General features: G+C 40.3%; 33 protein-coding genes and 6 pseudogenes. 25 read left to right on the top strand and 14 right to left on the bottom strand.

What is annotated here, in order from left to right; genetic code table 11:
- Positions 1-46 precede the first annotated feature (46 nt).
- Both HDEF_RS13630 and HDEF_RS04280 read left to right on the top strand, forming a co-directional pair.
- Positions 47-748 carry a hypothetical protein gene (locus HDEF_RS13630; protein WP_015873431.1) on the top strand — a complete coding sequence of 234 codons (702 nt, stop codon included), beginning with the start codon at positions 47-49 and terminating at the stop codon, positions 746-748.
- 4 nt (positions 749-752) lie between these two features.
- Complete coding sequence (locus tag HDEF_RS04280) at positions 753-1,289, top strand: tail fiber assembly protein (protein WP_015873432.1); 537 nt, start codon at positions 753-755, stop codon at positions 1,287-1,289.
- A 68-nt stretch (positions 1,290-1,357) separates the two neighbouring features.
- Here the strand turns inward: HDEF_RS04280 and HDEF_RS04285 are convergent, their stop codons facing one another.
- The 3 genes from HDEF_RS04285 to dcm form a co-directional block, all read right to left on the bottom strand.
- Positions 1,358-1,603 carry a hypothetical protein gene (locus HDEF_RS04285; protein WP_015873433.1) on the bottom strand — a complete coding sequence of 82 codons (246 nt, stop codon included), beginning with the start codon at positions 1,601-1,603 and terminating at the stop codon, positions 1,358-1,360.
- 218 nt (positions 1,604-1,821) lie between these two features.
- Positions 1,822-2,523: a hypothetical protein gene (locus HDEF_RS04290; protein WP_015873434.1), complete on the bottom strand. Its 702-nt coding sequence runs from the start codon at positions 2,521-2,523 to the stop codon at positions 1,822-1,824.
- 526 nt (positions 2,524-3,049) lie between these two features.
- The gene (dcm, locus tag HDEF_RS04295; RefSeq protein WP_274376876.1) at positions 3,050-4,180 is read right to left on the bottom strand and encodes a DNA (cytosine-5-)-methyltransferase; all 1,131 of its coding nucleotides are present in this window, start codon (positions 4,178-4,180) and stop codon (positions 3,050-3,052) included.
- 65 nt (positions 4,181-4,245) lie between these two features.
- Between dcm and HDEF_RS11975 the strand changes: the two genes are divergently transcribed.
- Complete coding sequence (locus HDEF_RS11975) at positions 4,246-4,359, top strand: autotransporter outer membrane beta-barrel domain-containing protein (protein WP_015873436.1); 114 nt, start codon at positions 4,246-4,248, stop codon at positions 4,357-4,359.
- Positions 4,360-4,578: 219 nt separating this feature from the next.
- Here HDEF_RS11975 and HDEF_RS04300 read toward each other — a convergent pair whose 3' ends face one another.
- A complete protein-coding gene (locus HDEF_RS04300; RefSeq protein ID WP_015873438.1) occupies positions 4,579-5,229 on the bottom strand; it encodes a hypothetical protein in 651 nt (216 codons plus the stop codon).
- A 481-nt stretch (positions 5,230-5,710) separates the two neighbouring features.
- Between HDEF_RS04300 and HDEF_RS13030 the strand changes: the two genes are divergently transcribed.
- The 5 genes from HDEF_RS13030 to HDEF_RS04320 all read left to right on the top strand — a co-directional run bounded on the left by HDEF_RS13030 (position 5,711) and on the right by HDEF_RS04320 (position 8,454).
- Complete coding sequence (locus HDEF_RS13030) at positions 5,711-6,127, top strand: group II intron maturase-specific domain-containing protein (protein ID WP_234809452.1); 417 nt, start codon at positions 5,711-5,713, stop codon at positions 6,125-6,127.
- A 40-nt stretch (positions 6,128-6,167) separates the two neighbouring features.
- Positions 6,168-6,335 (top strand): HNH endonuclease signature motif containing protein, encoded by a 168-nt coding sequence (locus HDEF_RS13035; RefSeq protein WP_234809374.1) that lies wholly within the window; start codon positions 6,168-6,170, stop codon positions 6,333-6,335.
- A 107-nt stretch (positions 6,336-6,442) separates the two neighbouring features.
- Positions 6,443-6,802, top strand: a complete 360-nt coding sequence (locus tag HDEF_RS04310) for an RpnC/YadD family protein (protein ID WP_193432924.1) — start codon at positions 6,443-6,445, stop codon at positions 6,800-6,802.
- A 68-nt stretch (positions 6,803-6,870) separates the two neighbouring features.
- Complete coding sequence (locus HDEF_RS04315) at positions 6,871-7,755, top strand: BRCT domain-containing protein (RefSeq protein WP_015873440.1); 885 nt, start codon at positions 6,871-6,873, stop codon at positions 7,753-7,755.
- A 114-nt stretch (positions 7,756-7,869) separates the two neighbouring features.
- Positions 7,870-8,454: a hypothetical protein gene (locus tag HDEF_RS04320; protein ID WP_015873441.1), complete on the top strand. Its 585-nt coding sequence runs from the start codon at positions 7,870-7,872 to the stop codon at positions 8,452-8,454.
- 314 nt (positions 8,455-8,768) lie between these two features.
- Here the strand turns inward: HDEF_RS04320 and HDEF_RS04325 are convergent, their stop codons facing one another.
- Positions 8,769-9,308 carry an HIRAN domain-containing protein gene (locus tag HDEF_RS04325; RefSeq protein WP_044612277.1) on the bottom strand — a complete coding sequence of 180 codons (540 nt, stop codon included), beginning with the start codon at positions 9,306-9,308 and terminating at the stop codon, positions 8,769-8,771.
- Between the two features lie 70 nt (positions 9,309-9,378).
- Positions 9,379-9,705, bottom strand: a complete 327-nt coding sequence (locus HDEF_RS04330) for a helix-turn-helix domain-containing protein (protein ID WP_015873443.1) — start codon at positions 9,703-9,705, stop codon at positions 9,379-9,381.
- Between the two features lie 198 nt (positions 9,706-9,903).
- Here HDEF_RS04330 and HDEF_RS04335 point away from each other — a divergent pair, with 198 nt between their 5' ends.
- Complete coding sequence (locus HDEF_RS04335; RefSeq protein WP_015873444.1) at positions 9,904-10,176, top strand: regulatory phage cox family protein; 273 nt, start codon at positions 9,904-9,906, stop codon at positions 10,174-10,176.
- Between the two features lie 361 nt (positions 10,177-10,537).
- Entirely contained in the window at positions 10,538-10,936 is a 399-nt protein-coding gene (locus tag HDEF_RS04340; RefSeq protein WP_044612452.1) for a single-stranded DNA-binding protein, read from the top strand.
- 8 nt (positions 10,937-10,944) lie between these two features.
- On the opposite strand, the gene HDEF_RS04345 is transcribed toward HDEF_RS04340, so the two are convergent.
- Complete coding sequence (locus HDEF_RS04345; protein WP_015873445.1) at positions 10,945-11,265, bottom strand: CCDC90 family protein; 321 nt, start codon at positions 11,263-11,265, stop codon at positions 10,945-10,947.
- Positions 11,266-11,409: 144 nt separating this feature from the next.
- Here HDEF_RS04345 and HDEF_RS04350 point away from each other — a divergent pair, with 144 nt between their 5' ends.
- From HDEF_RS04350 to HDEF_RS12435, 7 genes and pseudogenes are all read left to right on the top strand, one after another.
- Positions 11,410-12,264 (top strand): ORF6N domain-containing protein, encoded by an 855-nt coding sequence (locus HDEF_RS04350; RefSeq protein ID WP_015873446.1) that lies wholly within the window; start codon positions 11,410-11,412, stop codon positions 12,262-12,264.
- A gap of 115 nt (positions 12,265-12,379) precedes the next feature.
- On the top strand, positions 12,380-13,099 hold the full coding sequence (locus tag HDEF_RS04355; RefSeq protein WP_015873447.1) for a phage antirepressor KilAC domain-containing protein: 720 nt from the start codon (positions 12,380-12,382) through the stop codon (positions 13,097-13,099).
- Between the two features lie 521 nt (positions 13,100-13,620).
- Positions 13,621-13,776: a hypothetical protein gene (locus HDEF_RS12420; RefSeq protein ID WP_171770469.1), complete on the top strand. Its 156-nt coding sequence runs from the start codon at positions 13,621-13,623 to the stop codon at positions 13,774-13,776.
- Positions 13,777-13,906: 130 nt separating this feature from the next.
- Positions 13,907-14,413, top strand: a pseudogene (locus HDEF_RS13040) (replication protein); the annotation flags it as partial.
- 119 nt (positions 14,414-14,532) lie between these two features.
- Positions 14,533-14,814 carry a hypothetical protein gene (locus HDEF_RS13965; RefSeq protein ID WP_254591608.1) on the top strand — a complete coding sequence of 94 codons (282 nt, stop codon included), beginning with the start codon at positions 14,533-14,535 and terminating at the stop codon, positions 14,812-14,814.
- Positions 14,811-14,957, top strand: coding sequence for a hypothetical protein (locus HDEF_RS12430; RefSeq protein ID WP_171770470.1), 147 nt, complete (start codon positions 14,811-14,813; stop codon positions 14,955-14,957). The genes HDEF_RS13965 and HDEF_RS12430 overlap by 4 nt, the downstream gene beginning before the upstream one ends.
- Positions 14,945-15,298: a hypothetical protein gene (locus HDEF_RS12435; RefSeq protein WP_015873448.1), complete on the top strand. Its 354-nt coding sequence runs from the start codon at positions 14,945-14,947 to the stop codon at positions 15,296-15,298. The genes HDEF_RS12430 and HDEF_RS12435 overlap by 13 nt, the downstream gene beginning before the upstream one ends.
- Here the strand turns inward: HDEF_RS12435 and HDEF_RS11350 are convergent.
- A pseudogene (locus HDEF_RS11350) lies at positions 15,217-16,296 on the bottom strand (IS3 family transposase). The gene HDEF_RS12435 and the pseudogene HDEF_RS11350 sit on opposite strands and share 82 nt — an antisense overlap.
- A gap of 167 nt (positions 16,297-16,463) precedes the next feature.
- Between HDEF_RS11350 and HDEF_RS04390 the strand changes: the two are divergent.
- Positions 16,464-16,688: pseudogene (locus tag HDEF_RS04390) on the top strand (DDE-type integrase/transposase/recombinase); the annotation flags it as partial.
- 34 nt (positions 16,689-16,722) lie between these two features.
- Here the strand turns inward: HDEF_RS04390 and HDEF_RS04395 are convergent.
- The 3 genes and pseudogenes from HDEF_RS04395 to HDEF_RS04400 all read right to left on the bottom strand — a co-directional run bounded on the left by HDEF_RS04395 (position 16,723) and on the right by HDEF_RS04400 (position 19,406).
- Complete coding sequence (locus HDEF_RS04395) at positions 16,723-18,279, bottom strand: hypothetical protein (RefSeq protein WP_044612279.1); 1,557 nt, start codon at positions 18,277-18,279, stop codon at positions 16,723-16,725.
- 98 nt (positions 18,280-18,377) lie between these two features.
- Positions 18,378-18,607: pseudogene (locus HDEF_RS11355) on the bottom strand (helix-turn-helix domain-containing protein); the annotation flags it as partial.
- A 70-nt stretch (positions 18,608-18,677) separates the two neighbouring features.
- The gene (locus HDEF_RS04400) at positions 18,678-19,406 is read right to left on the bottom strand and encodes an ADP-ribosyltransferase (RefSeq protein ID WP_015873453.1); all 729 of its coding nucleotides are present in this window, start codon (positions 19,404-19,406) and stop codon (positions 18,678-18,680) included.
- Positions 19,407-19,631: 225 nt separating this feature from the next.
- On the opposite strand from HDEF_RS04400, the pseudogene HDEF_RS11360 reads away from it, so the two are divergent.
- From HDEF_RS11360 to HDEF_RS13970, 5 genes and pseudogenes are all read left to right on the top strand, one after another.
- Positions 19,632-20,133 (top strand): annotated as a pseudogene (locus HDEF_RS11360) (recombinase family protein).
- Between the two features lie 259 nt (positions 20,134-20,392).
- Complete coding sequence (locus tag HDEF_RS13500; protein WP_234810969.1) at positions 20,393-20,560, top strand: Rpn family recombination-promoting nuclease/putative transposase; 168 nt, start codon at positions 20,393-20,395, stop codon at positions 20,558-20,560.
- Positions 20,529-20,729 carry an Rpn family recombination-promoting nuclease/putative transposase gene (locus HDEF_RS13505; RefSeq protein ID WP_234810967.1) on the top strand — a complete coding sequence of 67 codons (201 nt, stop codon included), beginning with the start codon at positions 20,529-20,531 and terminating at the stop codon, positions 20,727-20,729. Before HDEF_RS13500 ends, HDEF_RS13505 begins: the two co-directional genes overlap by 32 nt.
- A 530-nt stretch (positions 20,730-21,259) precedes the next feature.
- Positions 21,260-21,754: a reverse transcriptase N-terminal domain-containing protein gene (locus HDEF_RS04425; RefSeq protein WP_052543453.1), complete on the top strand. Its 495-nt coding sequence runs from the start codon at positions 21,260-21,262 to the stop codon at positions 21,752-21,754.
- The gene (locus HDEF_RS13970; protein WP_487249500.1) at positions 21,676-21,975 is read left to right on the top strand and encodes a reverse transcriptase domain-containing protein; all 300 of its coding nucleotides are present in this window, start codon (positions 21,676-21,678) and stop codon (positions 21,973-21,975) included. The genes HDEF_RS04425 and HDEF_RS13970 overlap by 79 nt, the downstream gene beginning before the upstream one ends.
- Here HDEF_RS13970 and HDEF_RS04430 read toward each other — a convergent pair.
- Together HDEF_RS04430 and HDEF_RS04435 are read right to left on the bottom strand one after the other, a co-directional pair.
- Complete coding sequence (locus HDEF_RS04430; protein WP_086934965.1) at positions 21,933-22,466, bottom strand: IS630 family transposase; 534 nt, start codon at positions 22,464-22,466, stop codon at positions 21,933-21,935. The genes HDEF_RS13970 and HDEF_RS04430 overlap by 43 nt on opposite strands.
- Positions 22,378-22,755, bottom strand: a complete 378-nt coding sequence (locus tag HDEF_RS04435; protein WP_012737971.1) for an IS630 transposase-related protein — start codon at positions 22,753-22,755, stop codon at positions 22,378-22,380. Before HDEF_RS04435 ends, HDEF_RS04430 begins: the two co-directional genes overlap by 89 nt.
- 135 nt (positions 22,756-22,890) lie before the next feature.
- On the opposite strand from HDEF_RS04435, the gene HDEF_RS12440 reads away from it, so the two are divergent.
- Entirely contained in the window at positions 22,891-23,652 is a 762-nt protein-coding gene (locus HDEF_RS12440) for a group II intron maturase-specific domain-containing protein (protein WP_052543454.1), read from the top strand.
- Positions 23,653-23,688: 36 nt separating this feature from the next.
- Positions 23,689-23,862: an HNH endonuclease gene (locus tag HDEF_RS11370; RefSeq protein WP_268802494.1), complete on the top strand. Its 174-nt coding sequence runs from the start codon at positions 23,689-23,691 to the stop codon at positions 23,860-23,862.
- 164 nt (positions 23,863-24,026) lie between these two features.
- Here the strand turns inward: HDEF_RS11370 and HDEF_RS04445 are convergent.
- Positions 24,027-24,236: pseudogene (locus HDEF_RS04445) on the bottom strand (Tn3 family transposase); the annotation flags it as partial.
- Positions 24,237-24,238 lie beyond the last annotated feature (2 nt).

The following is a 24,238-nucleotide window of genomic DNA, read 5'->3' on the forward strand; positions in this document are numbered from 1 at the left end:
TAAAACGTTTTTTTAAATTCATCAAATTAACTTTTGAGGATTCTCTATGCAAAAAATTGGCGATATTACCAATACCGCGACGCCAGACGGTGAATTTACCAATGGTAATGTGGCTGGTGGGGTAAGCCCCACATTATTACCTGCTAAGTGGTTTAATACCATACAGCGTGAGCTATGTCATGTTATTACCAAAAATGGGGGTGTATTAAATCCTGATGATGACACACAGATTTTTGAGATTCTAAACTCAGTATTTTTATCTCAAAAGCAAAACGGCTCAGACATCCCGGATAAACATCAATTTATAGAAAATCTGGGGTTGTCAGAAACGGTCGATTGTGCAAAAAATGCACTGGATAAACGGCACGGCGGTGAAGTGCAGGGACAAATTCAAGTGAACGACACCCTCAGGGTGTCAAAGAACGGAAAAACCGCGACCTATCAAGAAGATGGCAATATTGACGGAGAGTGCTGGGGCGGGCTCTTAAATCAATGGATCACCACCAAAATCACGGAAGCCGTACAAAGCCGGGCCCCCTGGGAGGAAGTCAATCGTACCTTTGTCCGGGACATCAGATTATCCAGTGTGCAACTCATGAGTGTTCAGACCTATGACCGACAACTTTCCGCAGGCGCCGTGGTCACTGGGTTTAAAACGGATGGTCTCTGGGAGATAAAAAGCTATGCCTATTACCGATTCATACAGAAAAATATTAATGGGCAGTGGATAACCGTAGGGCAGGGATAATGTGATGAAGATGTATAAAAATTTTAACAAGACAGATATTGAAGCATTATCAGAAAAACAAAGGGAGTTGAAATACAACATCAATGCTTCATACCTACAGGATGAAAACGGCGATGATTGGTATGACCTTCAAAAAACGTTTCAGCCAGACACATTCAAAGTGATGTTTGATGAAAAAAACACGGTGGTCTCTATCGCGAGAGATGCTTCTACCTTATTCCCTTTAAATTGCAATATTGTCGAGCTGGATTCGCTGCCTGAGGGCGCAGAAAATAATGGAGAATGGATTTTTGACGGTCATCAAGTGGTGAGAGGAACCTATACAGAGGCAGAACGGACGCGGCAAGCGGCGAGGGAAAAAGAAAAATGGATGGACAGAGCGAGCAAAGCCATAGGCCCGCTGGCCGATGCGGTAGAACTAGGGATAGCGACCGAACAAGAGGTCCAGGCTCTCAAGAACTGGAAAGCCTATCGTGTCGCCCTCCATCGACTCGACCCCAAGGCGGGGGAAATCACCTGGCCTGAAGTGCCGAGGGGGTAGGATTACAGGTGTTTTTATTTGTTTGGCCGCTGAAAATTTATGACCGACTTCGTTAAACGATCTCTCATTTATTGCTTTAAGGCTTTTGAAATTGCTTCTCCGGCATTAAAGCAGCGGTTGAAAAGTTCGTCCATTTTACTTTTATCTTCAGGTGTCATGGTTGGAATTTTTGTGGAATCTGTTTTGGGGTCTGTGACACAATTTGTCACTTTGTCTATTTGAGTTGCGATGCCGACAGGTCTTTCTTGTGAGTCATTGTAAACTTTATCATCTCTAAGTAAGGGCTGATTTGAAGTAGAATGGTTAACGTTCATATCAAAAACTCCTGAAATTTAGAAAGACCTTATATTGAGGGACCTTAAATAACTGAATGATTTATTTTTTTATTATCTGACCACATACATGATAAATATCAAATGATTTTTTCATCAATCCCCTTTTTATTCGATGAATCATCATTATTTTGTTAATAGTGCTGTCTAACCAAGAAAGCTGTAAACCATCACAGGATGCAGACGTGTTTTAAATATTATTAACGAAATTCTTTAAATTTTTCTGGAGGGAAAGCCGACATATAGCGAGCCACTTTTTTATGAATATTCATATCGGTTTTGTAATGGCCACTTTCATTACTCCAATTATTTATGTTTCCATTTTCTACCTCAAACATTCCTGCATAATAAACGTCTAGTCTACCACTTTCGCTCATTGCCAGAGATACGTGACCAATTCTCTTTCCATCAGAAGAGAATTGCCCTTCACAGGTACTGATAATTTCGAACTTAGTCTTAGAATTAAGGGAAGGAACAACAATAAACACATATCGGTCATCAGATAAAATACTTCCTAAATTTTTTTGATTTATTGTGACGCAAAATTTTTTTTCTTGAGGGCAGTGACCCTGTTTAATATTTTTAGCTTGAGAATCAATTTTTAGCGGTTTTAGATCCTGAAATGAAGGAAATATAGTTATATTTTTATCTGATAGAAAGTGGGGATTTTGTTCTATTTTCTTATCTTTAGAAACAGTTAATTCTTTAATAAAAGTTTTAATAGCCACTTTTTTATTTTCATTAAAAGTTTTTTTATGTGTTCTTTCTAATCGTTTTAAAAGTCTAGGACTATTTTTAATTGATGTTGGTGTTAATCTTTTTGACTCTAACAACTTTAACTCTGATTCACTAAAATTTATTCCTAAAATATTTCTTATAGTAGTATTGGTAATTAAGCTCATTTATTTCCTAAAAATAATTTAAATATGTTTATTTGTTTTAAATTTGAATGTAAAAATTTAAGTCTTTAAAAATACTTATTTTAAGCCTCTTTTTGTGAAAACTTTTCAAGTCATCATTTTTTTGTAAATGATTGAGCAAAAAAGCAATTCTTTCTTTCGAAGCATTAAGCTTTATATCAAGTTCTTCTTTTATCAGAGGTGTATAAGGTATTTTTTTATGAAAATTTTCATATTATTTATTTTTTTATAGCTAAAACGCGCAATGTGGGCATTCAGACTTTTAAATATCATTTACGTTTCTTAAATCCAGTTTTGGATAATTTATTTTATTAAATCATTTTTAAACTTTGAGATTTTTTAATTCAAAATATTTTATAAGTTTCAATTTAAAAAACGTCAAACACCGTTTATTTATGTAAATTTTTATTGAACTATCTGTAAATAAATTGATTTCTCTCCAAAATACGTTTTTGTATTTGCACTTACTTCCTTCGGCTACGTGTCGCGCGGTCTACTACGTCAACCATCAGGAAAACAGGGGCAATGCAAGTGAGGTGCCGTCTCGTTCATGCGCGATCTGAGCCCGCACGTGGGGCGTCATGATGCGGGCGACTTCCTGCATGACCGGCATGACGACGCTATTGCCGAACTGACGGTAAGCCTGTGTATCACTGACAGGTATCTGGAAAGCGTCAGGGAAGCCCATCAGGCGGGCGCATTCACGTGGCGTCAGGCGTCTCGGCCGTTTGTTGCTGCCCTGCCATACAAGGATTTCTGACCCGTCCTTGTGATACCGGGCTGACAGTGTGCGTGTCACACTATCGGGATAGACGATACCAAATCCGAACCCATTGCCGGCGGCGCGGTGCTTGTCTGCATAGGCCTGAAGGTAGGCCCACAGGTTGGGCGTCAACGTGTATCGGAGCGGCACGGCCCGCCTGTCGTGATCGAAAAAGCGCTCTCCATCCCAGGGGAGCACCGGCTCTGTGCCATCCGTCCTGTGCAGAATTGACGCAAGGCGCGGACCTTCTTCCGGTAGTTTCAGGTCATCCCATGAGAAGCCCGTTTTTTCGCGGAAACCGACGATGATGATTCGTTCGCGATGCTGCGGTGTGAAGTGCTGCCCGTCGATTACCCTGTAATGCACATCATAGCCCAGCTCGTCCCTGAGCGTTTGCAGGATGACGTTGAAGGTGTGGCCCTTGTTGTGTGAAAGCAGGTTCTTGACGTTTTCCAGCAGGAACGCCCAAGGGCGTCTGGTGGCGATGATACGGGCCACGTCAAAGAACAGGGTTCCCTGCGTGGTGCATTCGAAACCATGTGGGCGGCCCAGCGAATTCTTTTTGCTGACGCCCGCAATACTGAACGGCTGGCAGGGGAAGCCGGCGAGCAGTACATCATGGTCCGGCACGTCCTCTGCCGGATATGGAACGATGTCACCCACAAACGGATGAGGGGCGCCGTAGTTCTGAATGTAGGTCTTTTTTGAGAACCTGTTCCATTCGCTGGTAAAAACGCATTCACCGCCCTGAGCATCGAAGCCCATACGGATGCCGCCAATGCCGGCGAACAGGTCAATGAAGCGGAAGCGGGGGCTCACTTTTTTTGTGCGGGCGGCGGGTTGTTGCAACAGGTCGCGCAACACGGGTTCGGGCATGGGTTGTATGAACCTGAGGCGTTCTGGCGGCTGGGCATGTGTCATATCTTGCTCTCTGGGAATGTGTGCGGACATTAATCCGTGCGCGTTTAGATGTATGGGGAGATTTGGCTCAACAAACTGGGGGGAAAAGTACGCAAGACACCCGAGGTACCATCGGGGTCAAATATCATTTTTAATGACCACCGTGCCCAACTGTTTATATGATAAGGGCGTCCGGCGGGAAGGAAGTTTAAGAAAGGAACGTGACTGGAAAATGAAAGATTGAAAAAAGCACTGAATGTCCTGATTTTGAGCAAAATCACAGGTCATAATAAAATTTAACTCATTGTTAAATCACACTTTAAATATCGAGTTTTTAGTTATTTACACAAATTTATTGACAGGCTCACCCCAGTTTATTTTGTTGTTAACTTTGAGTTCACTGACTCTACGTCAATATAAAAATCAGCAACAAGGAACGGCTCTTGTAAGAAACGTTTTAAATAAGAATCTGTACCGCGTCTAACCGCTGTTGCACGCAAACCAAAATCATCCATTATTCGTTTTGTCGATTTTCCATTCGGGGTTTTTTCAAAGAAAATATTAAGGAGTTCATCTCCCTCTTTGCCTTTTGTCAAATCTAGAGTCTCATTATTTTCAACGTTTTTTCTTTTAATTAGCTGAGGCAGCTCTCCATAAAACCCCTGTTTTTGGGCAATAATCTTATATTGGTATGCTGTAACCTCATTAGCAAATACTGGTAATTCTTTCTCACGATAATTTTTTATGAATGTCCACTTATGTGATTTATATTTATTTTCAAAATGGCCTTTATTTTTTTTATTGAAACTAGTGATTTGATTTGGCTTCGTTTTTGTCTCTTTATGAAAGAAGTTTTTGCTGTCTTCTATATACCGACTACTTTTCGGGTTCGGGGAAATGTGATGAGGAATAGATGATGTTGAATTAGATACAGTTTGAATGCTTTTTACAAACTTCTGTGTTGACGATGTTGACGATGTTGACGATGTTGACGATGTTGACGATGTTGACGATATAGGTCTCATAACATTCTTTCCATTAAAGTTAAAAAGTTATAACAGGTTAAATAGTTAATTTTAATATTTTTTTAACAAACAAAACTATCAAAAAACGCGCATTTTATTTGACAAAATAGAGGCCATGAAACCATCAAGCAAATACCTAAATGCTGTTTTTAAAGAGATAAAGTACGAGAGTATGAATAAGCTAAAAATTAATTTTTGACTGAGTAAGTCATATTCGATCAAATTTATGAAACTGAATTAATCCCTATTTTTGATGAAAATCACAGGTCATAATAAAATTTAACTCATTGTTAAATCACACTTAAAATATCGGCTTTTATCCCATTTTATGGTCTAAAGAGGCTTGCGTCTATCACAAGAAAAAACGGGGATTATCCATATTAGTGAAGGGTTTAATTTTTTAGGACAGAATGTGAGATCTTTTAACGGCAAATTTTTAATAACACCCGCCAAAAAAAATCTCACAAACTTTTTGAAGAAAATGAGAACCACGATAAAGAAGGAAAGGTCAAGTAGCGCATGGAAACTGATAACTCAATTCAACCCGATAATGAGAGGGTGGGTAAATTACCATCGACATGTTGTGGCGAAAAAAACCTTTTCTAAAATCGATCATCTGATTTGGCAAGTTTTGTGGAAATGGTGTTTAAGACGTCACCCAAAGAAAGGTAAATATTGGGTAAGAAAAAAATACTTTACCGTTCAAGGGAATAACCAATGGGTGTTCAGTGGAAAATCGCCAGAAGGCAAAATGTTCACACTGTACAAAGCCTCTTCCACACCTATAAAGCGCCATATAAAAATCAGAAGTGAAGCCTGCGCATTCGATAAAGAATGGGAAATATATTTCGAAAAAAGGCTAGAAAATACCTGGAAAACAAAAGCCGTGGGAAAGTAAGAAAGTCATACCACTATGGATAAAACAAGATAAACGCTGTTTGTGCTGCAACCAATTAATTACTCAAGAAACTGGCTGGAACATACACCATAAAGTCGAAAGAGTGAAAGGAGGCGGAAATGAACTGAGTAATCTTGAACTCTTACATCCCAATTGCCATCGACAAAAACATAGTAGGGCTGCTGGTTACGATCGTATAGTATCGTAACTTATTAAAGGCTTGAGCGGTATGCGGGGAAACTTGCACGTACCGTTCTTAGGGGGCGGCGTGACAGAGATGTCACGTTGCTACCCGACCATATCCGACGACGGGATATGTTGGAACTTGCTGTAGAGTTAGCTAATCTAATAGAAAAGTGGAAGTATTCCAAAGAACAATGCAAGAGTTTATTATATTATATAGCTCAGGCAGGAAATACGATTGACGGCGAGGGATTTATCCGAACCCTTGCGGAAAAAGCACCGACTTACCGGGAGGATTTTATGACGATTGCAGAACAGTTAGAAGCTAAAGGCGAGGCTAGAGGTATCCAGCAAGGCAAGCAAGAAGGCTATCAGCTAGGCCGACAGGATGCTAACAAGGAGTTAGCACAGCAGCTTCTATCTGATGGTATAGATCGCACAAATGTTAAGCGCTATACCGGCCTTTCAGATAGTGAACTAGATCAACTGTGAGGCAAGAAGCCAGCTTGCCTCTAGCTTAAATGTGAATAATTATTAACGCCCTAATAGGGAAATTAGGTGTGGAAAAGTTTAACAGGTTTAATTACTTTAGAAATCGAGATAAACATTTTGCTAACTTGATTAGTATCATAGATGGAATTATCTGTGATGGCTGTGTTAATTCGCAAGAAATTTTATACTTAGACACTTGGCTTCTTAATGCGAATGAGATTAGTGATAATTTTTGTTTTAAATCTATTCGGCGTAGAATATCTGATGTTTTAGCTGATGAAACTATTGATTCTACTGAACTAAATGAAATTAAAAAAGATTTAATTATAATTCAAAAAAACTTGTTGGAGCTTCCTTATCTTCATTTAAATTCAATTGAATCAGATAGGCATTTATTTGAAGGATTATGCAAAGGCATACTATCAGATAAAGAATTAAATGATTCAGAAATAAAATACCTTAAGTGGTTTTTGTCAAAAAACGATAATCTTAAAAAAAATTATCCAGGTAAAATTATTTACGATATTGTAAAATATATATTACAAGATTCTATTGTTACAGAAGAAGAAAGAGAATTTTTAAGAAAAACATTAATTTCTTTTACTGGGTGTGATATTGAGTCTGGGGTTGTTGATGGGTTCGCAACTCAATTACCTATTGATATTATTAATAAATTTGAAGCATCAGGAAAAACAGTTTGTCTTACTGGTGAATTTATTTACGGTAAACGCAGTGTATGTGAACAAGAGATCATTCGGCAAGGGGCAAATGTAATAGGTAATGTTACAAAAAAGTTAGATTATTTAATAGTGGGAACTATGAGTTCTAAAAATTGGCGATATACTTCACATGGTAGAAAAATTGAGAAGGCGGTTCACTATAGAGATGAGAAAGGTATTCCATTAAAAATAATTAACGAAGAACAATGGCAAGATTTTTCATACTCAAACTGAAATGCACCTAATTAGAGCAAGAAGTCAATGGGTCAAACATTAAAAATTTTCATGGTGAAAACGTAAAGGCGTATTGATGACTTCCCAACTTTCACCCGAAGAAAGAATTAGCGATTGAAAAATATAGATGATTATTTGAATAAGCATTTATTTTGGAAAGTTTCATTCAAAGATATTCTTGTTTGCATAATATTTTTTATTCTAATGTTCATGCTAGTGAAATGCAAAAGAAGTACAGATAACATTGTTACTGTTCCTACTGATTCAGATGTTATATCAAAACCAATTCATAATTGGCTAAAACCGTTCATAATAGAATCATATGGATTAAAAGATGGAGTACTTATTATTAAAATGAAAACAAGAAGAGTGGCAAATGAAATAGATGAAGAGTATTCGAATGCAACAGTACATTTTACTACTTTTTGTTATATTAATTATAATGATGAAATAACAAAGAGGGCTTTGAATGGAGAAATTCTAAGTGATTTAGAACGGGACAATTTTCTAATCAAGAAAGAAATACAAGACGCACCACCCATCAAAAAGATCATATTTATTACCCCATCAAAAAATGAGGGGACGATAGTATCTACCATAAATGCCGGGTCAAATGAATGTAAAAAGATAGGTAAAATGGATAACGATAAAAAATCAAAATATATGGAAAAATTAATTGAGGTCGAGAAACATTATTGAGTTTGGATCCATCTTGGATATTTGGGTAATAAGATGTCTGAGTAGTAACTTTTTTACGACGAACCGAATAATGCTTCGCATGCAAAGCAATTTTGCATCAGATTGCAGAGAAAGCAACTGATTATCGGGAGGATGTTATGACGATTGCAGAACAGCTTGAAGCAAAAGGTGAAGCTAGAGGCTACCCAGTTAGGCCGACAGGATGGGGTTAAAGAAGCTAATCTTCAACTGGCAAAACAGCTTCTATCTGATGGTGTAGCGCGAGAAAATATTAAACGCTATTTCCTACATCTTCAAGTTAATTGAGTATGTTTTTATTTGAATATTAAAAAATAAACAGCAATTAATATTGCTATATTAAGTATGTAGTTTATTACTTTTTTAATTATTACATTGTTTTTATCAGTTGCAGATGACATACTCCTTTTTCCAAGACGCTTTTTTCTTCGCTCATCTTTAATACGCTTGTACATTTCTTCAACATCATTTTCTGTCCAATTAGTATTTATGGTGATATGAACATACGGTGTGGCGTTATCACTCCACGAAGGCAGCCATACTTTGTAAATTTCAGTCGATGTAATTTCTCCTCCTTCTTTTAACATTGGCGATATTTCTTTAACATCTTCACGAGGAACAAAGCCAATCATTAAGTTATTGAATCCAAAAAATCCTGATTTTGAAATATAAACACCTATTGCATTTCTGTCATGCTTGTTTCCACCATGGCGAATTAAACTAACATTGATTTTAGTGTAGTCGTCAATATCTAAATGTTTTTTAATAAAATCTTTTCTTGATGTTCCATCTTTATTGTCATAATAAATTCCTGCCACCTCGAAGTTGTATTCCATTGAATTAATTCCTTTGTTCAACAAAAACCTTATAAATTATAACATTATTGTTTCTGCAAACATCCAGAAATCATGTAGTGCTAACAATCATTCTCCTTCGTATGGAAGGATTTTCTTTGATCCTTCTCTCCGAGACCTCTGAGCCACTGAGAGAGAAAGCCGGTTCAATTTGTCCGGCATTTGGTGCTGTTTTATCGGACATTAGCCACATAGTATATTTATTCAATTTAGGGTGTTTCACAATTTTATCAATAACGTTTAACCCTACTCCGCTCTGTCCTGTTTCGTAATTTCGTATTGCTCCAAGGCTTATACCAGTTAATGCTGAAAATTCTGGTTGAGTAAGCCCTTCTGCATGACGAATATCTTTTAGTTTTTTTCCATACTCACTTGACATTATCCTTTCCTCAGGATTATTATGTTTAAAACATCCTTTATAAAGGATGTTTTCTTAAGCAAATGCTGAGAAATCCACCACAAATCAGGTCAATTCAGGCAAGTGCACCCAGTGTTAAGCATAACAGATGTCAAGCTCTGTTTTGATATTTAAAGGGTCAGGAAAGGTCTACAGCGGTCTGGAAGACATGAGGCACGAATGATTAAGAGTGACTACACAGGGCAATATCCCGTTGAAGCGGTAACGATAGAAAAGTTTGCCGAGTTGATCGGAAAGCCAGAAACCGCGGTCAGGAAAATGATAACCAACAACAAATTACCTGTTGTTGAGTTAACCGATCCTGAAGCAGCTGCGGCGCGTGTTGGTGAACGCTGGGTAGTCATCTCAGAATTTAATTGCATAGTACGAGAAGCCTACTTTAACCGTCCTGCAAAAGAGCGAGGCGCTTGGCTTAAATGGCTTGGATTGTAAACCAGGCAAGAACTTTGAACACAAGTTCATAAACAAATTGAACTGGCGTACATCGACAAGGTGTACAGGTAATTGTTTTAACATACTCGAACGGCGCGGGTGCTCGGCGGGTGCCTAGGATGGGCGGCAATGATGCACAATAAAATATTTATAACCAATGCACTTCGTACAGAGGTGCATTCATTACAAATGTTTTATACACCAATTCAAAGGTTCAATATAGGTTGTATCGCAAAGATTACGAAGAAGAGACTAATCAACTTCGAGCAAGAAGAAAAGTGTTTCTTAACCTAGTTGCCACTACCTGTGATGTCATAGAAAAAAGTTGATTGACATCATCAATCATAAGCGAGACAACATAATGACAATAAACACCGTGATATTCTCCGGCAATCTTGGCGGCGACTGTACGACTCGTAGCACCGCAAACGGTAAACTGATTGCCACATTCTCTTTACCTGTCAAGCAAGGATACGGTGAGCATGAGAAAATCTCTTGGGTGCAGTGTCGGATGTTTGGTGTCAAAGCTGAAAAGTTGCCCATTTATCTGACTAGAGGAACCAAAGTGACCGTGATTGGGCAATTTTTGCTCGAAAGCTGGACTGGCAAAGACGGCATAGAAAAAACAACCGCTGTTGTTCTAGTTAACGAGATGGATTTTTCCAGTAAGCAGGAAAATAAACTTCAGCAAAATCAACCGTTAGCAAGTCAAACAGAAAGTGCGACATCACATCAATTGGACGATGACATCCCTTTTTGAGGGTTAATTTAGAGGACAAGTTTGAGAATAGCTGTAAGCGCACCTACTGCGAGTATTAACATACCACCTAATCTGACTGTTAATTGTAACCCCAGTTTGTCAAACCGATTTTCCATGTCCTTACGAACTTCTGCAATCTCAGCAGATAAATCCTTACGTATGTCTTCTAAATCGCGTTTTACCTCAGCGATATCGGTCTTCGTCGCTACATCCGCCACTTCGTGTGACTTGCGAACAGCGATAGAAATCGCTCTGGCCTGCTCTTTCGGCAACCCTGCGTTTTCAAGGGTTTCGACGAATTCTTGAGTATCAAATGCAACCTGGCCCATTGTTGTATCTCCTTTTTAAGTCGAGTTTAAACGCTTCAGGGTCAACAAGCAAAATTGTACCCCGTCAACACCTTTCAACAAAATTCATTTAATTTCTTTGCAATTCAACCTGCATCATACCTGGCTCACTAAAGGAAAGCCGCGGTGCAAACTGAATTAATTACTATCGATTCTAATCAATTACCTATTATCGAGTGGAAAAATATTCGTGTTGTTACTACAGAAACCCTTGCTAAAGGGTATGGTGCCAGCATGAAAAACATTCAAGCTAATCTAGCAAACCATAAATCTCGTTTTGTCGAAGGTATCCATTATTTCAAGCTGGAAGGTAATGAATTACAACAGTTTAAGAGGGTACCCGATAATATCGGGTTGGTTAGTAAATATACAAGTCAGCAGATTTTGTGGACAGAAAAAGGCGCAGCTCGTATGTCAAAAATTGTTGATACCGATGAAGCCTGGTCTTTCTTTGAAAAAATGGAATCTGCTTACTTTAATCAAAAATCACTACCGAATGACCCAACAACTTTAGGCTTACCTAATTTCCTTGACCCTGCTGAATCCGAAATTGCCTGGGCTGAGCAACACAAAAAAGTTCAACTGTTAGGTGTACAGGTTCAACAACTTGAAACCGAAATTGATTGCTTACAAAACCTGTTACAGGTTGGTATGTCCCCCGTCCAGTTTTGCAAACAGCTTAATGGCGTAAACATTAACCAGGTCAACCTTTTTCTCGAATCGCGTCATTTTCTCTACAATGCAGAAAAGGATATCTACAAGTCTCATGTCTGGCGAGTACAGGCTTATTCACGCGATAAATATTTAACCGAGTCACCCTATATTGCAACAACGGGTTTTGGGCAACGTCAGTGTTACAAAATTGTTCTGCTAAAGAAAGGGGCTTCATGGTTATATCAGCAATATCTCAAAGATAAGCTACCAATGAAGAAAGACTGGAACGGTCAGTTTACCCACGAAAAATATGGTCAGGTGGCATAGAACTATTATTAATCAGGGCTTTATTGTCGCTCGTATTATTGCTGCATCCAAAGCTATAACGGAATTGTGGCATAAACCCATGTACGCATTGACGAAAGAGCAAAACATGAGCTAAATGGTACCTAATATGAATTTAATCATTAGTAAACTTCAAATGATTTCGTTAGAAATTGCTGAACTCGTTGGAAGTCGCCATGACAAAGTTAAACAATCAATAGAACGCCTTGCAAACCATGGCACTATTCAACTTCCCCCAGTGAGGAAAGTTGAGAATAAACAATCAAATAGCCCAAATCGTTTCACTGAAGTTTATATGTTTCAGGGTGAACAAGGGAAACGAGACAGTATCATTGTGGTTGCTCAACTCTGTCCTGAATTTACAGCAAGATTAGTCGATAGATGGCAACAGCTAGAGCAAGAGAAATTACTTGGATTTAATCCTAATGATGAAATTGCTGTATTGGAAAACTTATTACAAGAAAAGAAACACAACAAAGAACTCACTCATAAAATAGAAGAAATGAAACCTGATGTAGCCGCCTTAGAGCGAATCGCCAGATCCGATGATGCTATGTGCGTGACTGATGCCGCTAAACAATTACAACTACGCCCCAAAGACCTGTTTGATTTCCTGAGTGAAAATAAATGGATTTACAGACGATTAGGCAGTCCGTGGATTGCTTATCAGGACAAAATTCAACAGGGATTGATTGAGCACAAAGTAACAACGATTACGCACACTAATGGCATTAATGAAACAAAAACACAGGTTCGTATCACGCCTAAAGGGATTGCTAAATTGGCGAAACTGTCAAATCTAGAAATAGCAGCCTAATTAAACGTCATGATGAACCGATTTTCGGCAAACAACGAATGGATGAATTGACGCAAGGACGAAACATGCGCTATATTCTATCCAGCACCCCAACAAAACGGGTGCCGGGTTTAGCATCCCAATCCATGAAGCGGACACTAGCCGCGTAAGCGGTTTTTTTGCGTCCGTGATAACCAGCGTTGCGCCCCTAAATATGGTGGGACGTAGCGGGGGAGACGCAAGTCTCGCCGGGTTCTTCGTGGCCGGTATGCTAACCCTGTTACGTCTCGCCACCCCGTTTAGCATCGGGATGCGAGGTTTGAAAGAACCCACGAAGGAGGCCACCGCTATGGTTGCTACCACCCCAACTCGCCTTGAGTTTATTGATACCTACTGGATTATCCCAGAATACGCGACTGAGCCTTACGGCAAAGTGTCATTTACACGCCAAGACTGCCGTACCTTCCACTCCATGTTCAAATATAGCCGCCTAATCTGGGCCGGTCGTCAACCTGTACGTACTTGCATAGGGGGAAATTAACATGAGAATTGTTGATATCTCCCCTGCCCAGCAGGAAAAAATAAAGCTTGAAATTAGTCACGAAAGTCATAGCAGATTAATTAGATCAAGAGAAGTTGCCGCCAACATCTATAAGTATCTTGAAGCGGGAGAAGCTGAATTTAGACCCATCCCGTAGCTCCCTGAAATTTTGGATTATCTGTGCAAAGACATTGATGTCATTTTACATGAAATCGATAAATGGGAATTGAGAAGTAGCTTATCAAACGCCTATTTATTTAAAGAAAACAATTTACAGGAGCCATGTCATGACTAATGTTACCTATGCTGATTTTGAAGCTCAGAAAGAAGAAAATAAAATTAATGTTATTGATCTGGAAGAAGGATACACCAGAATTTCAAATGAACTTCTTGAGGGGATACTAACCGCAGGTTTAACACAACACCAACTTTTGGTTGTTATGGCAATTATTAGAAAAACCTATGGCTATAACAAAAAAATAGACTGGGTGAGTAATTGGCAGATATCGGAATTAACAGGACTGTTGCCGCATAAATGCTCAGCAGCTAAAAGTGCATTACTTAAAAGAAAAATCCTTATCTCATCAGGACGGTTTGTAGGAATAAATCAATGCCTGAGTGAGTGGAAAGATAAGACTTGTGTGAATGAAATGTTACCCGAATCAGGTAATCAACCGAACGATTACCCAAATGAGGTACAGTTATCCCAATTAAGTCATGACAAGTTACCTGAATCAGGTAATAACATAAAGTCTTACCCGAATCAGGCAAACACAAAAGACAAACTACAAAAGACAATATATTAAAACCAAATAAACCCCCTATAGTCCCCCTTGCGGAAAAATCAAAATCGTTTGACCAAAGCTCACCAGAACTTCCCACTTGGCTACCCAAACCCATCTGGGATGCTTGGGTGCAGTACCGAAAGGAAATCAACAAGCCGATTAAATCCCAGCAGACGGTGATTCAGGCTATCAAGCTGCCAGGCCAGTGCCGAGACAATGGGCATCAGCCGGAAGCCATTATCAACGCCAGTATCGCCAACGGCTGGCAAGGGCTCTTCGAGCCGCAACAACCGGCACGAACCCAGCAACCCAAGGCCCACTTTGTCGCAGATAGCTTTGCTGACAAAGACTATGGAGAACCGCAGCTCCCTGATTGGGCGAGGGAGTGTTTGTCGAGGGAGGTTCTATGAACTACAGCGCAGAAATGACCACTGTTCGCCAAAAGCTGGCAGACCTGAGTGTGCCCCCCAAGCCACTAGAGCACACGGTTTGTGAGGAAAGAAACGCCATCTGTGACAGGCACGGCGTATTCAAACAACGTTGCCGCAGATAGCACTCTACGGCAAAGAGATTGAGACAAAAACCGAATGCCCTGCTTGCCTGAGCGAAAAATTATCTGAGTTACAGCAAGCGGAAGCAGAGCAGGAAAAATACCGCAAGCGCTCAAAAATTAAAACGCTGATGGATAATTTGAACCTGCCTGAACGCTTTTCCGATGTCACCCTGGATAACTACGAGTCAGTGAATCCGGATGCGGCCCGTTGCTTAAAACTTTGTAACGACTATGCCACCCATTGGCCTGTCTGTAGTGGTCAAGTAAAACAGGCCAGTATCTTGTGTTTTTTCCAGTACAACCGCTGCGGTTCATTTGGCGTTCATCCCCCGTTGTATTGATGAGGCCGCGTTTGACTGTAGTAGCCAATGAGATCATCAACAAGATCCCGCCTGGCTTCTTGTTGAGTTGGATACCCTGCTTTGGGTACCCATTCTGTTTTGAGGCTTCTGAACAGGCGTTCGATAGGAGAGTTGTCCCAACAATGACCTTTACGGCTGAGACTTTGGGTCATACGATAGCGCCAGAGTGGCTGCCTGAACGTCAGGCTCGTGTCATGGCAACCTTGAGCTGAATGAAACCTGACGCCGTTGGGGCGTCCTCTTGATTCATAAGCCATCCACAATGCCTTGCAGGTGAATTCACTGTCTGGGGAAGAAGAGAGGGCCCATCCTGTCGGTTTACGTGCAAACAGGTCTATCAGTACGGCTAGACAGGTCCAACGATTCCCTGCCCAGAGATAGGTCACATCTGATGAGGGGCAGCCACAGAAAACTGACGCGCTCACACGTCAGGAATAGCCTGATGTTCCTGTCTCGCCTTTTTATATTGATGAGTCGGTGGCTGATGGCTGACCGGTTACAACTGACGCATGACTCTCGTTGCCCGATAGCGACTTGGCGGAATACCCCGTTCTGATACCATGGCAGACATCGTTCTTGCTCCTGACGTACCTGAGCTTGTCACTCTATCTGTTCAGGCTTGATTCTATTAACCCCCTTTACCCAATATTGATAACGGCTTCGATGTATCCCAAACACTTGACATCAGCGTGTCACTGCATGGCTCTTCTTAAGTTTCTCTACTCACGGGAAGTGTTCAGGAACTCTGACATTAAGAGAGATGAAGCCTTTTTGAGGATATCTTTCTCCCGTTCAACCTTGCGGAGTTTGGCTTCCAGCTCTTGAATCCGTTGTTGGTCTGCTGTCATTGTTTTACCTTGGGAAATAGTTTGTCCACTTTTTTCGCTCATTGACCGCCTCACCCCATCACGGAGGGCGATGATACTCACGCCCATGGCTTTTGCTCCTTCTATCCCCCTATATCCTTGTTTTGTCACTCATTGAGCCCCTTCTAGCTTAAATTCAGGGCTGTAGGGGAGTTTGTGTTTTTTGTTCATTGTTCCCCCTTTTTTGATAACGTGAGTCTATCACCTGGTTTTTATCAGGTGGCCAAATTAACTATGCCACTACAGATAATACCCTTTTATGCCTCTACGGACTATTGCCTTTGTGGATTGAGGTGAGCCGAATAAAATACCTGAATAATCTGGTAGAGCAAGACCATCGGGGCATTAAACGCATCACTCAGTCTACGCTGGGATTTAAATCGTTTAAAACAGCAGAGGCCACTATTGCAGGAATTGAGCTACACCCGATGCTCAAAAAAGGACAGCTCGAAAACCCAGGCACTATCCCAGCCTGGAAACAGTTTTATTCTTTAGCAGACTAACTGTGTCCTGAATAAAGACACCCAGCGCTTCAGATTATTTTTTCGACAGAACCTGTTTTTGCTTTCGCTGCTGCCCAACCCTAGCGCGTTCAGATCTTTCGTTATCTGCAATTTTTTTCTTTAACGCCGCTAATTCAGTGAGATTTTTCTTACGAAGTACATCGTTAGCCGACTTCTCCTGCCGCAATTTCTCAAGTTCAAGGAGGTTAGCTTTAACCATATTAACGTATTTATTCCGATTCATATGAGTTTTCTTATCTAGAAGAGCTTGTCTATTTTCTTCAGCTTTAACTAATTTAGTTTCTATAAATTTTCTCGTTTCATCTAATTTAGCCATTTCTTGTTCTAGGTTTGATTTTGTTTGATTACTGGCTTTCCTATTTACTGCGAGCTTACCTTTAACCGGTGGTTTAGCAACTGCAGCGACTTCTTCTTTTGAACCTTCAATCGGTTTAGCTAATAACGGCTCATTATTTAATATAGTATTCTTTCCAGAATCCGTACTTGATCGGTGGTTAGGGTATATTGTTTCTAACTGCTGACACTCTGACAGCTCCGGGGAAAATTTGCCTTCAACCACTTTGGCATCACTTTGTAGATGATTGACATTTAATTCAGTATTTTGCACTTTTTGAGTTTCATCTAAGTTTGCTAATAGAGATTTAGTGTTCGCAGTCAGAACAGTCGAAACATTTTGCCCATTTGTCGAATTTGGAAAATCGTTAGAACCAACCTCACCCACCGATGTATTCATTTCATCTAAAGCAGGTTTAACCGATACTGTATTTAACCCTTGAAACGTATTTAACGGAGCACTCTTTTTAATCCTGTCAACTAGCGCAGTCTTACTTCCGGTAAAAAAACTGCTAATCCACTGCCATATTCTGGTTTTCATTGAACGCGTATCAAGAATTTTTAATGCAGAACCAGCATTGGCATTTCCTTGAACCAACAATTCATTTTTTACTGGCTTGCCCTGTAGAAAATGAATGCGACAATCAAGCTGGACAAAGGGTCTTTCACTGTCTGGATTGCCTGCTAACGGCTCCTCACCATATTGCACTATTTGATGCATCACCCACTCACCAAGGTTGTTTCCGGAGATAAAATTAATCGATCTACTCGTTGGCGGCCCCTGTAAAAATTCAGGCTTTGTTTCTAATCTTTCTATTTGTTTTGATACAACTTGCTCAACCACAGTTTCGCTAAATTGTTGCTGAATAAAATTGTTTAGATTATTAGAATCAATAGGGCTTAATTCATCCGTAATCAATCTATTGTTTTTCAATTGAGCAACCACAGCTTTACTACATTGTTGCGGAATACCATTGTTTAGCTCATTAGTTTTAGTCCATTTATGGTTTTCAAAAGGCGCTACATCACAAGGAAAACCATTCAGGTAAACGCTCGGTTTAACCGCCCCATCGGATTCATCAGCCTCTTTTTTTGAAGAAGGATCCTTAGAATTAAAGGAAATATGTCTATCGCTAGCGCCTTTTAGATTCGATCCAAAAGGATGGGTTCTATTAATACTCTGGTTTACCAGAGTATTAATAGAAGCAACCTGAGTATTGAGCAATGTCTTTATCATTTTGGTGTTTTCCAAGATATAAAAATATAGGGTTACTATAAATAAAAATCGCGCGCTATGCTGTCAGTATTTGACCTTAATCTATCAGATTATTTTTTCGACAGAACCGCTTGTTCTGTATAAGGTTCAACCCGATTTTTTTCGATAGGTTTTTTCGGCTTATTTCAACAAGCGCAGTCTCACCACCCTGTTCGTAAAGCTTTTTAAATCGGTAATAGCTATCCCTGCTGTACCCCATAACCTTGCAAGCTGACTAAACATTACCCAGTTGTTTCGCCAGCTCAAGTAAACCTAATTTTGGTTTGATTATTTTTGCTGTTTGATTCATTTTTAACTCTCCTTCATTTCAGACTAAATATATTGAAATGTCAGATTAAATTCAAACTTTTACATTTTTTTTAAGGCAAAATTAATGCCTCAATAAGCCTTTCTTCTTTACCTGTATTTTTAGGCAGAATTGTTTCTTCAAGTACTCGTTTAGTTGTACCATTTTCATCTTTTACTTTAAATAGAATATTAAATTCCGTATCTTTATTATATAACACTTCCCTTTCATCACTGAGGACGGCAAAGTCATCTATACATATACCGGATTTCCCAAAAATAATCGAAGCTGTACCACCAGGGATATAAATAATATCTTTTATTAGTTCTGCATCGAGGGAAGTAGAAAGATAACCAGCATCCTGAGAGGTTTGCCCTTCACTTTTAAAATCATTAAAATCACTAATTCGATAAGTTTTTATGTGTTTTTGGTTAATAGGGATTTTTTTAAAAGCTGAATTTAATCCTTCATTAAGCGCTGAATTTTTTTTATCCAATTGATTATTGTTACGTAAATCCTCGTTGAGTTTTTTATACGCTGGCCCAGTGTAAATTCTGATTGATAATATTTCAAAATCGTTAAAAAGATTACTCGAGTTTATAAAGGGTGCAGGGTCAAAAGAATCAATAAGTATTTGCTTTAATGTTTCATTGCTCAGCGTATGTTTAGAGTTATTAACATTAATAATTTCTTTAAATAAATTAGATGAAATATCAGCAGCACTAACCGTATTGTATGGCAATAAAGAACCGCTGTTAACGATATTTTTAGTAGCAATCGTTCTAGAAAATGAAAGTGGCATAAATGTTCCTAAATAGTTTACTTACGTTATTTTTAATATAATTTATATAATTAAGTTATTAATTACTTTAAAAAAACGCTCATTTGAACTAATAGTTCACTCGGTGTTCTAAGAAGTTATAAATTAATAGACAGATAAAAATAAGCCCGATAAAGTGTCTTTTAAATCGATTTTTTCAAGATAAGTAGACACACTGTCTATCAAACGATTCAGGATACATTTTTTATGAGACTTTTTGCTTATGCCCGTGTATCAACCAGACAACAATCCCTGGATATTCAAATCAAGGCGCTGAAATCAGAAGGCGTTAAAGATACCCGTATTTTTACTGATAAAATGACAGGGAGTCACGCGGCTCGAGATGGCCTTCAACTTTCTACGGCTCAAGGTAGAAGAGGGAGATGTTGTTCTGGTTAAAAAACTCGATAGATTAGGAAGAGACACCGCTGATATGATCGAGTTAATCAAAGAATTTGACCAAGCGGGCGTGGCGATTCGATTGCTGGATGATGGCATGAGCACAGAAGGGGCGATGGGCAAAATGGTGGCTACCATTCTTTCTGCTGTCGCACAAGCAGAGCGCCAGAGAATTCTGGAAAGAACGAATGAAGGACGAACAGAAGCGAAAGCCAAAGGCGTTCAATTTGGTCGTAAGCGGTCGATAAACCATCAAAAAGTGAAAGCGCTTTATCAAAAGGGCATTGGGGCCACAGCGTTATCTCAGTAATTAAACATAGCCCGCTCAACAGTCTATAAAATCTTGAAAATGCCTTAGCTCGGGGTTTCCTGCCACTCAGCGTCAGACCCCATAATCAAAACATTTCATCCTTATCTGGGATTTTTGATGAAAAAAATTCATCAAATGTATCCTTCTTTTTGTTAATTTAAGCGGGGGATTGGGAATATGATGTCTTTCCTTTCAAGAAAGGGTTCTGTCACGCATTTGTGATAAGCTCATTAATCATTTTGACATTGAATGTATAACGATGACCCAGAAATTCACCCCAACCCCCCATGATGCGGTTTTTCGCCAGTTTCTCCATGAAAAAGAGACGCCTCAAGACTTCTTCGAGATATGGCTTCCTGATGAGATAAAAGCCCTGTGTGATTTCACGACGATGGATGAAAGTGGAGTCGGGGTCTTTTGTCGATGAAGACATGAAGGCGTATCAAAACGATATTCTGTATTCATTAAAGACAAAAAAAGGGAAAGGATATCTCTACATTTTGATTGAATCGGTGCGACGTGAAAGTCGTTTTGATTATTGTCTTAACTCTGTAGAGGGAGCAAGACGCACTGTTTCCCCAGTGCTAGCCTACTGAGCCAAGCGTTGCTGGTAACGGCGAGGTTTGAAGCGCTCAGGACAATGAAACGCTTCGTAAGAGAAGGAAGAACCGCGAGGTGAAACCAACGACTGCCAGCATCAAAGCGGTCAGCGAGCCAGGCTGAATGGTATGGTCAACATAAGTGAACTGCTGTTTAAAACTTCATAATCAAGCCGCCAGCCAAAGATGCTGACAGGCTTGAACCAAAAGGGTTGTGATGGGCTACTCGGGCGACTCTACGAGTACAGGAACATCAACATCACTGGAGTAGAGGCAGGACCTAACCCATTCATGTCATCAAAGCGGAACACGGTAAGCCCGTAGGGTGGCTCGTTCAGAGCAAGGCAAATCGCAAGAAATGCTGATCATCATGCGGGTAAAGGAAAGTGGAGAAAGCGAAGGCTCAATCGTAATCATTGAGATAAGGGGTGCGAATAAAATCAACATTCTCCTGCGCGAAAGTGGACAAACTTCCACTGGGTCTTTCTTGACAAGAATATTTGACTATTTTGAATGAGGGAAAGCAGATGACAGGAGCAGTCATACCTGGTGCACCTTCACACTTGAGCGGTGATTGGACAAACATTGTATGGTCTCAATGTTATCGAGAAGTGAAAAAGCTTCAAATTCGTATTGTTAAGGCATGGCAGCAAAAACGCTGGGGTAAAGTGAACGCTTTACAACGACTGCTGACGCATTCATACAGTGCCAAAGCATTGGCCGTACGACGCGTCACAGAAAATCAAGGTAAAAACACACCTGGGGTTAATGGTGTAACATGGCCTACTCCCTCCAGTAAAACCCAAGCGATTGAAACACTCAAGTTAAGAAGTTATCGTCCCTTACCATTAAAGCGGGTCTATATTCCGAAGAAAAAGGATCAACGGCGAGCTTTGGGGATCCCTGGTATGAAAAACAGGGCAATGCAAGTCCTTCACTTGTTATCTCTAGAACCCATAGCAGAAGCGCTGATCCTCATTCTTATGGCTTTCGCAGCGGGCGTTCGACAGCGGATGCTATAGAGCAATGTCACTCTGTATTAGCTAAGCAAGATAGAGCTCAATGGATACTTGAATGTGATATTTGTCGCTGCTTTGATGATATTTCACATGATTGGCTATTGCAAAATGTTCCGATGAACAAAGCAGTCTTAAGGAAATGGCTCAAAGCGGGTTATATAGCTAAACGACATAAGAATAGTTACATAATATGTTCTGAAAACAAGGTATTGATGTCGCATTGAAGTTCTCTTCTTTTTCTTTTAGCTTGAGCCCATGTGTGCTCAATAGGGTTGAACTCGGGCGAATAAGGAGGCAAATATTCAATAGAATGACCGGCGTTGAGAATGGCGTGTTGAATATCTTTTCGCTTGTGGAAAGAAGCGTTATCCATCATCATCACGCACGGATGAGGAAGAGCGGGTAGGAGCAGCTGAGTGACCCAGGCATAAAAAACATCGCTGTTAATGGAGCAGTTAAAGAGGCCCACCGCGATGAGAGTGACCCCTAATAAGGCACCAATGACGTTAGTGCGGCCCTTAGCCTGCCAATCGTGAGTCCCAAAACAGCGTTGACCTCGTGTAGCGTATCCGTAGAGGCGGGGCATATCGTGAGCAAAGCCGCTCTCATCGAGATAAACCAGAGATTTACCCTGCTTTTGATACCCCGCGATTTTTTCCTGGAACCCCTGTCGTGCCTCTTCGTTTGCCTTGGGATGACGCAGAGTTTTTTTTATAGGTCAGACCCCATCTTTTCAATGCTTGCCAGATGGCTTTGGGGCACACCCCGAAACGGGCCGCCCGTTCCCGTTGATAGCTATCTGGATACTCTGCCACATCTTTGATAAACGCCTCTTTATCCATCTTGCCTCGACGCGGACCCGAGGGTTTCGGTTCTATTCGCTTGAGCCAACGCCTGAGAGTATCTGTACCTACGTGAAAACGCTTCGCCGTTGCTCTGATGCTCAGTCCTTCTTTCTCTCGAATACTCAGGACTTTTTGACGAAAATCCACTGAATAACTCATAGTGACCTCATGCTAATTAGTTCTTTATATTGTAACTAAAATTAAATCGCTTAGCTATATTGAGACGGGGCGGCTCCATGCTACTTCCTCGGGTACGCCGAAAGGAGGTATTATTTCTTCTGCGCTGGCCAATTGGTGTTTAGACACGCTACAAACACTATTAGCACTCCACTTCAAAAACGGATGGAAAAAAGACAATGGGTCATCCATAAAGTCAATCTCATTCGGTATGCCGATGATTTTATTATTACCGGTGCTTCAGAAGCTCTGTTAAAAAATGAAGTCAAACCTGTGGTAGAGACCTTCCTTCAAGCTAGAGGATTACAGTTAGCTCCGGAGAAAACCACGATTAAGCATATTACGGAAGGCTTTAATTTTCCAGGGCAGAATATTCGAAAACAGGGTCAACGTCAGACGTGTCTGATTAAACCATCAAAAGAAAATATAGCTGCCTTTCTAAGCAAAACACGTAGACTCATCAAACAAAATATCGGGATTAAGCAAGTAAATTTAATAGGTTTACTGAATCCTCTTATTCAAGGATGGGTTAATTATCATCGACACGTGTGTGCAAAAAAGGTGTTTAGCCAGGTTGATCATGAGATATGGAAAGCATTATGGACATGGTGTTGTCGAAGGCATCCTGACAAAGGCAAACGTTGGATTAAAAATCGATATTTTTCACGAAGAAGTACCCGTAACTGGATATTTTCAGCTGATAAATCGATCCGATGGCCTGACGGCAATCCGGTCGTTATTTGCCTGAGAAAAGCAAGCGATACTCCTATCCGAAGACACATCAAAATCATCAGCCAGACCAATCCCTATGATCCTGCTTGGGAAAGGCAAAGACAAGCGAGAAAGATGCTGTACACGCTCACAGGCAGAAAGAAATGAGAGCATCTATGGCGTCGGCAAAAAAGACGATGTCCTATATGTCAACAAATCATGGATAAGGAGTCTGGATGGCATATTCATCATGTTATTCCCCGCGTCAAAGGAGGCCCTGACACGCTCAATAATTTGATATTACTTCATCCAGTTTGTCATCGCCAATTACATAACCAGGATCTCTGTGCCACACCGGCTTCTACAAAGAGGCTTTGAAAGGCTTGAGCCTAATGCGGCGAAAGTCGCAAGCTGCGCCCTCAGGCGAGGGCGGCTCAGTAATGCTCTGTCCTTACCCGACCAATCGACCCCCGATAAACTGATTGCCTGGCGATTAATGCGCTATAGTATGGGTCCACTTGGAAAACGGAAAATATCCCACGCTAAGACTGTTTTTTGTACAGAGTAGTATCGACTGCACGTAATGCGCGGTATTTTCCTGATCCCAGCTTAACGTTGTTACCCCAGACATAATCTCCACTCAGATTAATATGTTCCCAACCCAGAGGGGAAAGATGAGATACCAGTTGCTCATTAATCTCGATACCTTTTCGTTTCAGTGAATCAATGGCTCTTTCTATATATGGCACTGTTA

This window comes from Candidatus Hamiltonella defensa 5AT (Acyrthosiphon pisum) (assembly GCF_000021705.1).
Classification (GTDB): Bacteria; Pseudomonadota; Gammaproteobacteria; order Enterobacterales; family Enterobacteriaceae; genus Hamiltonella; species Hamiltonella defendens.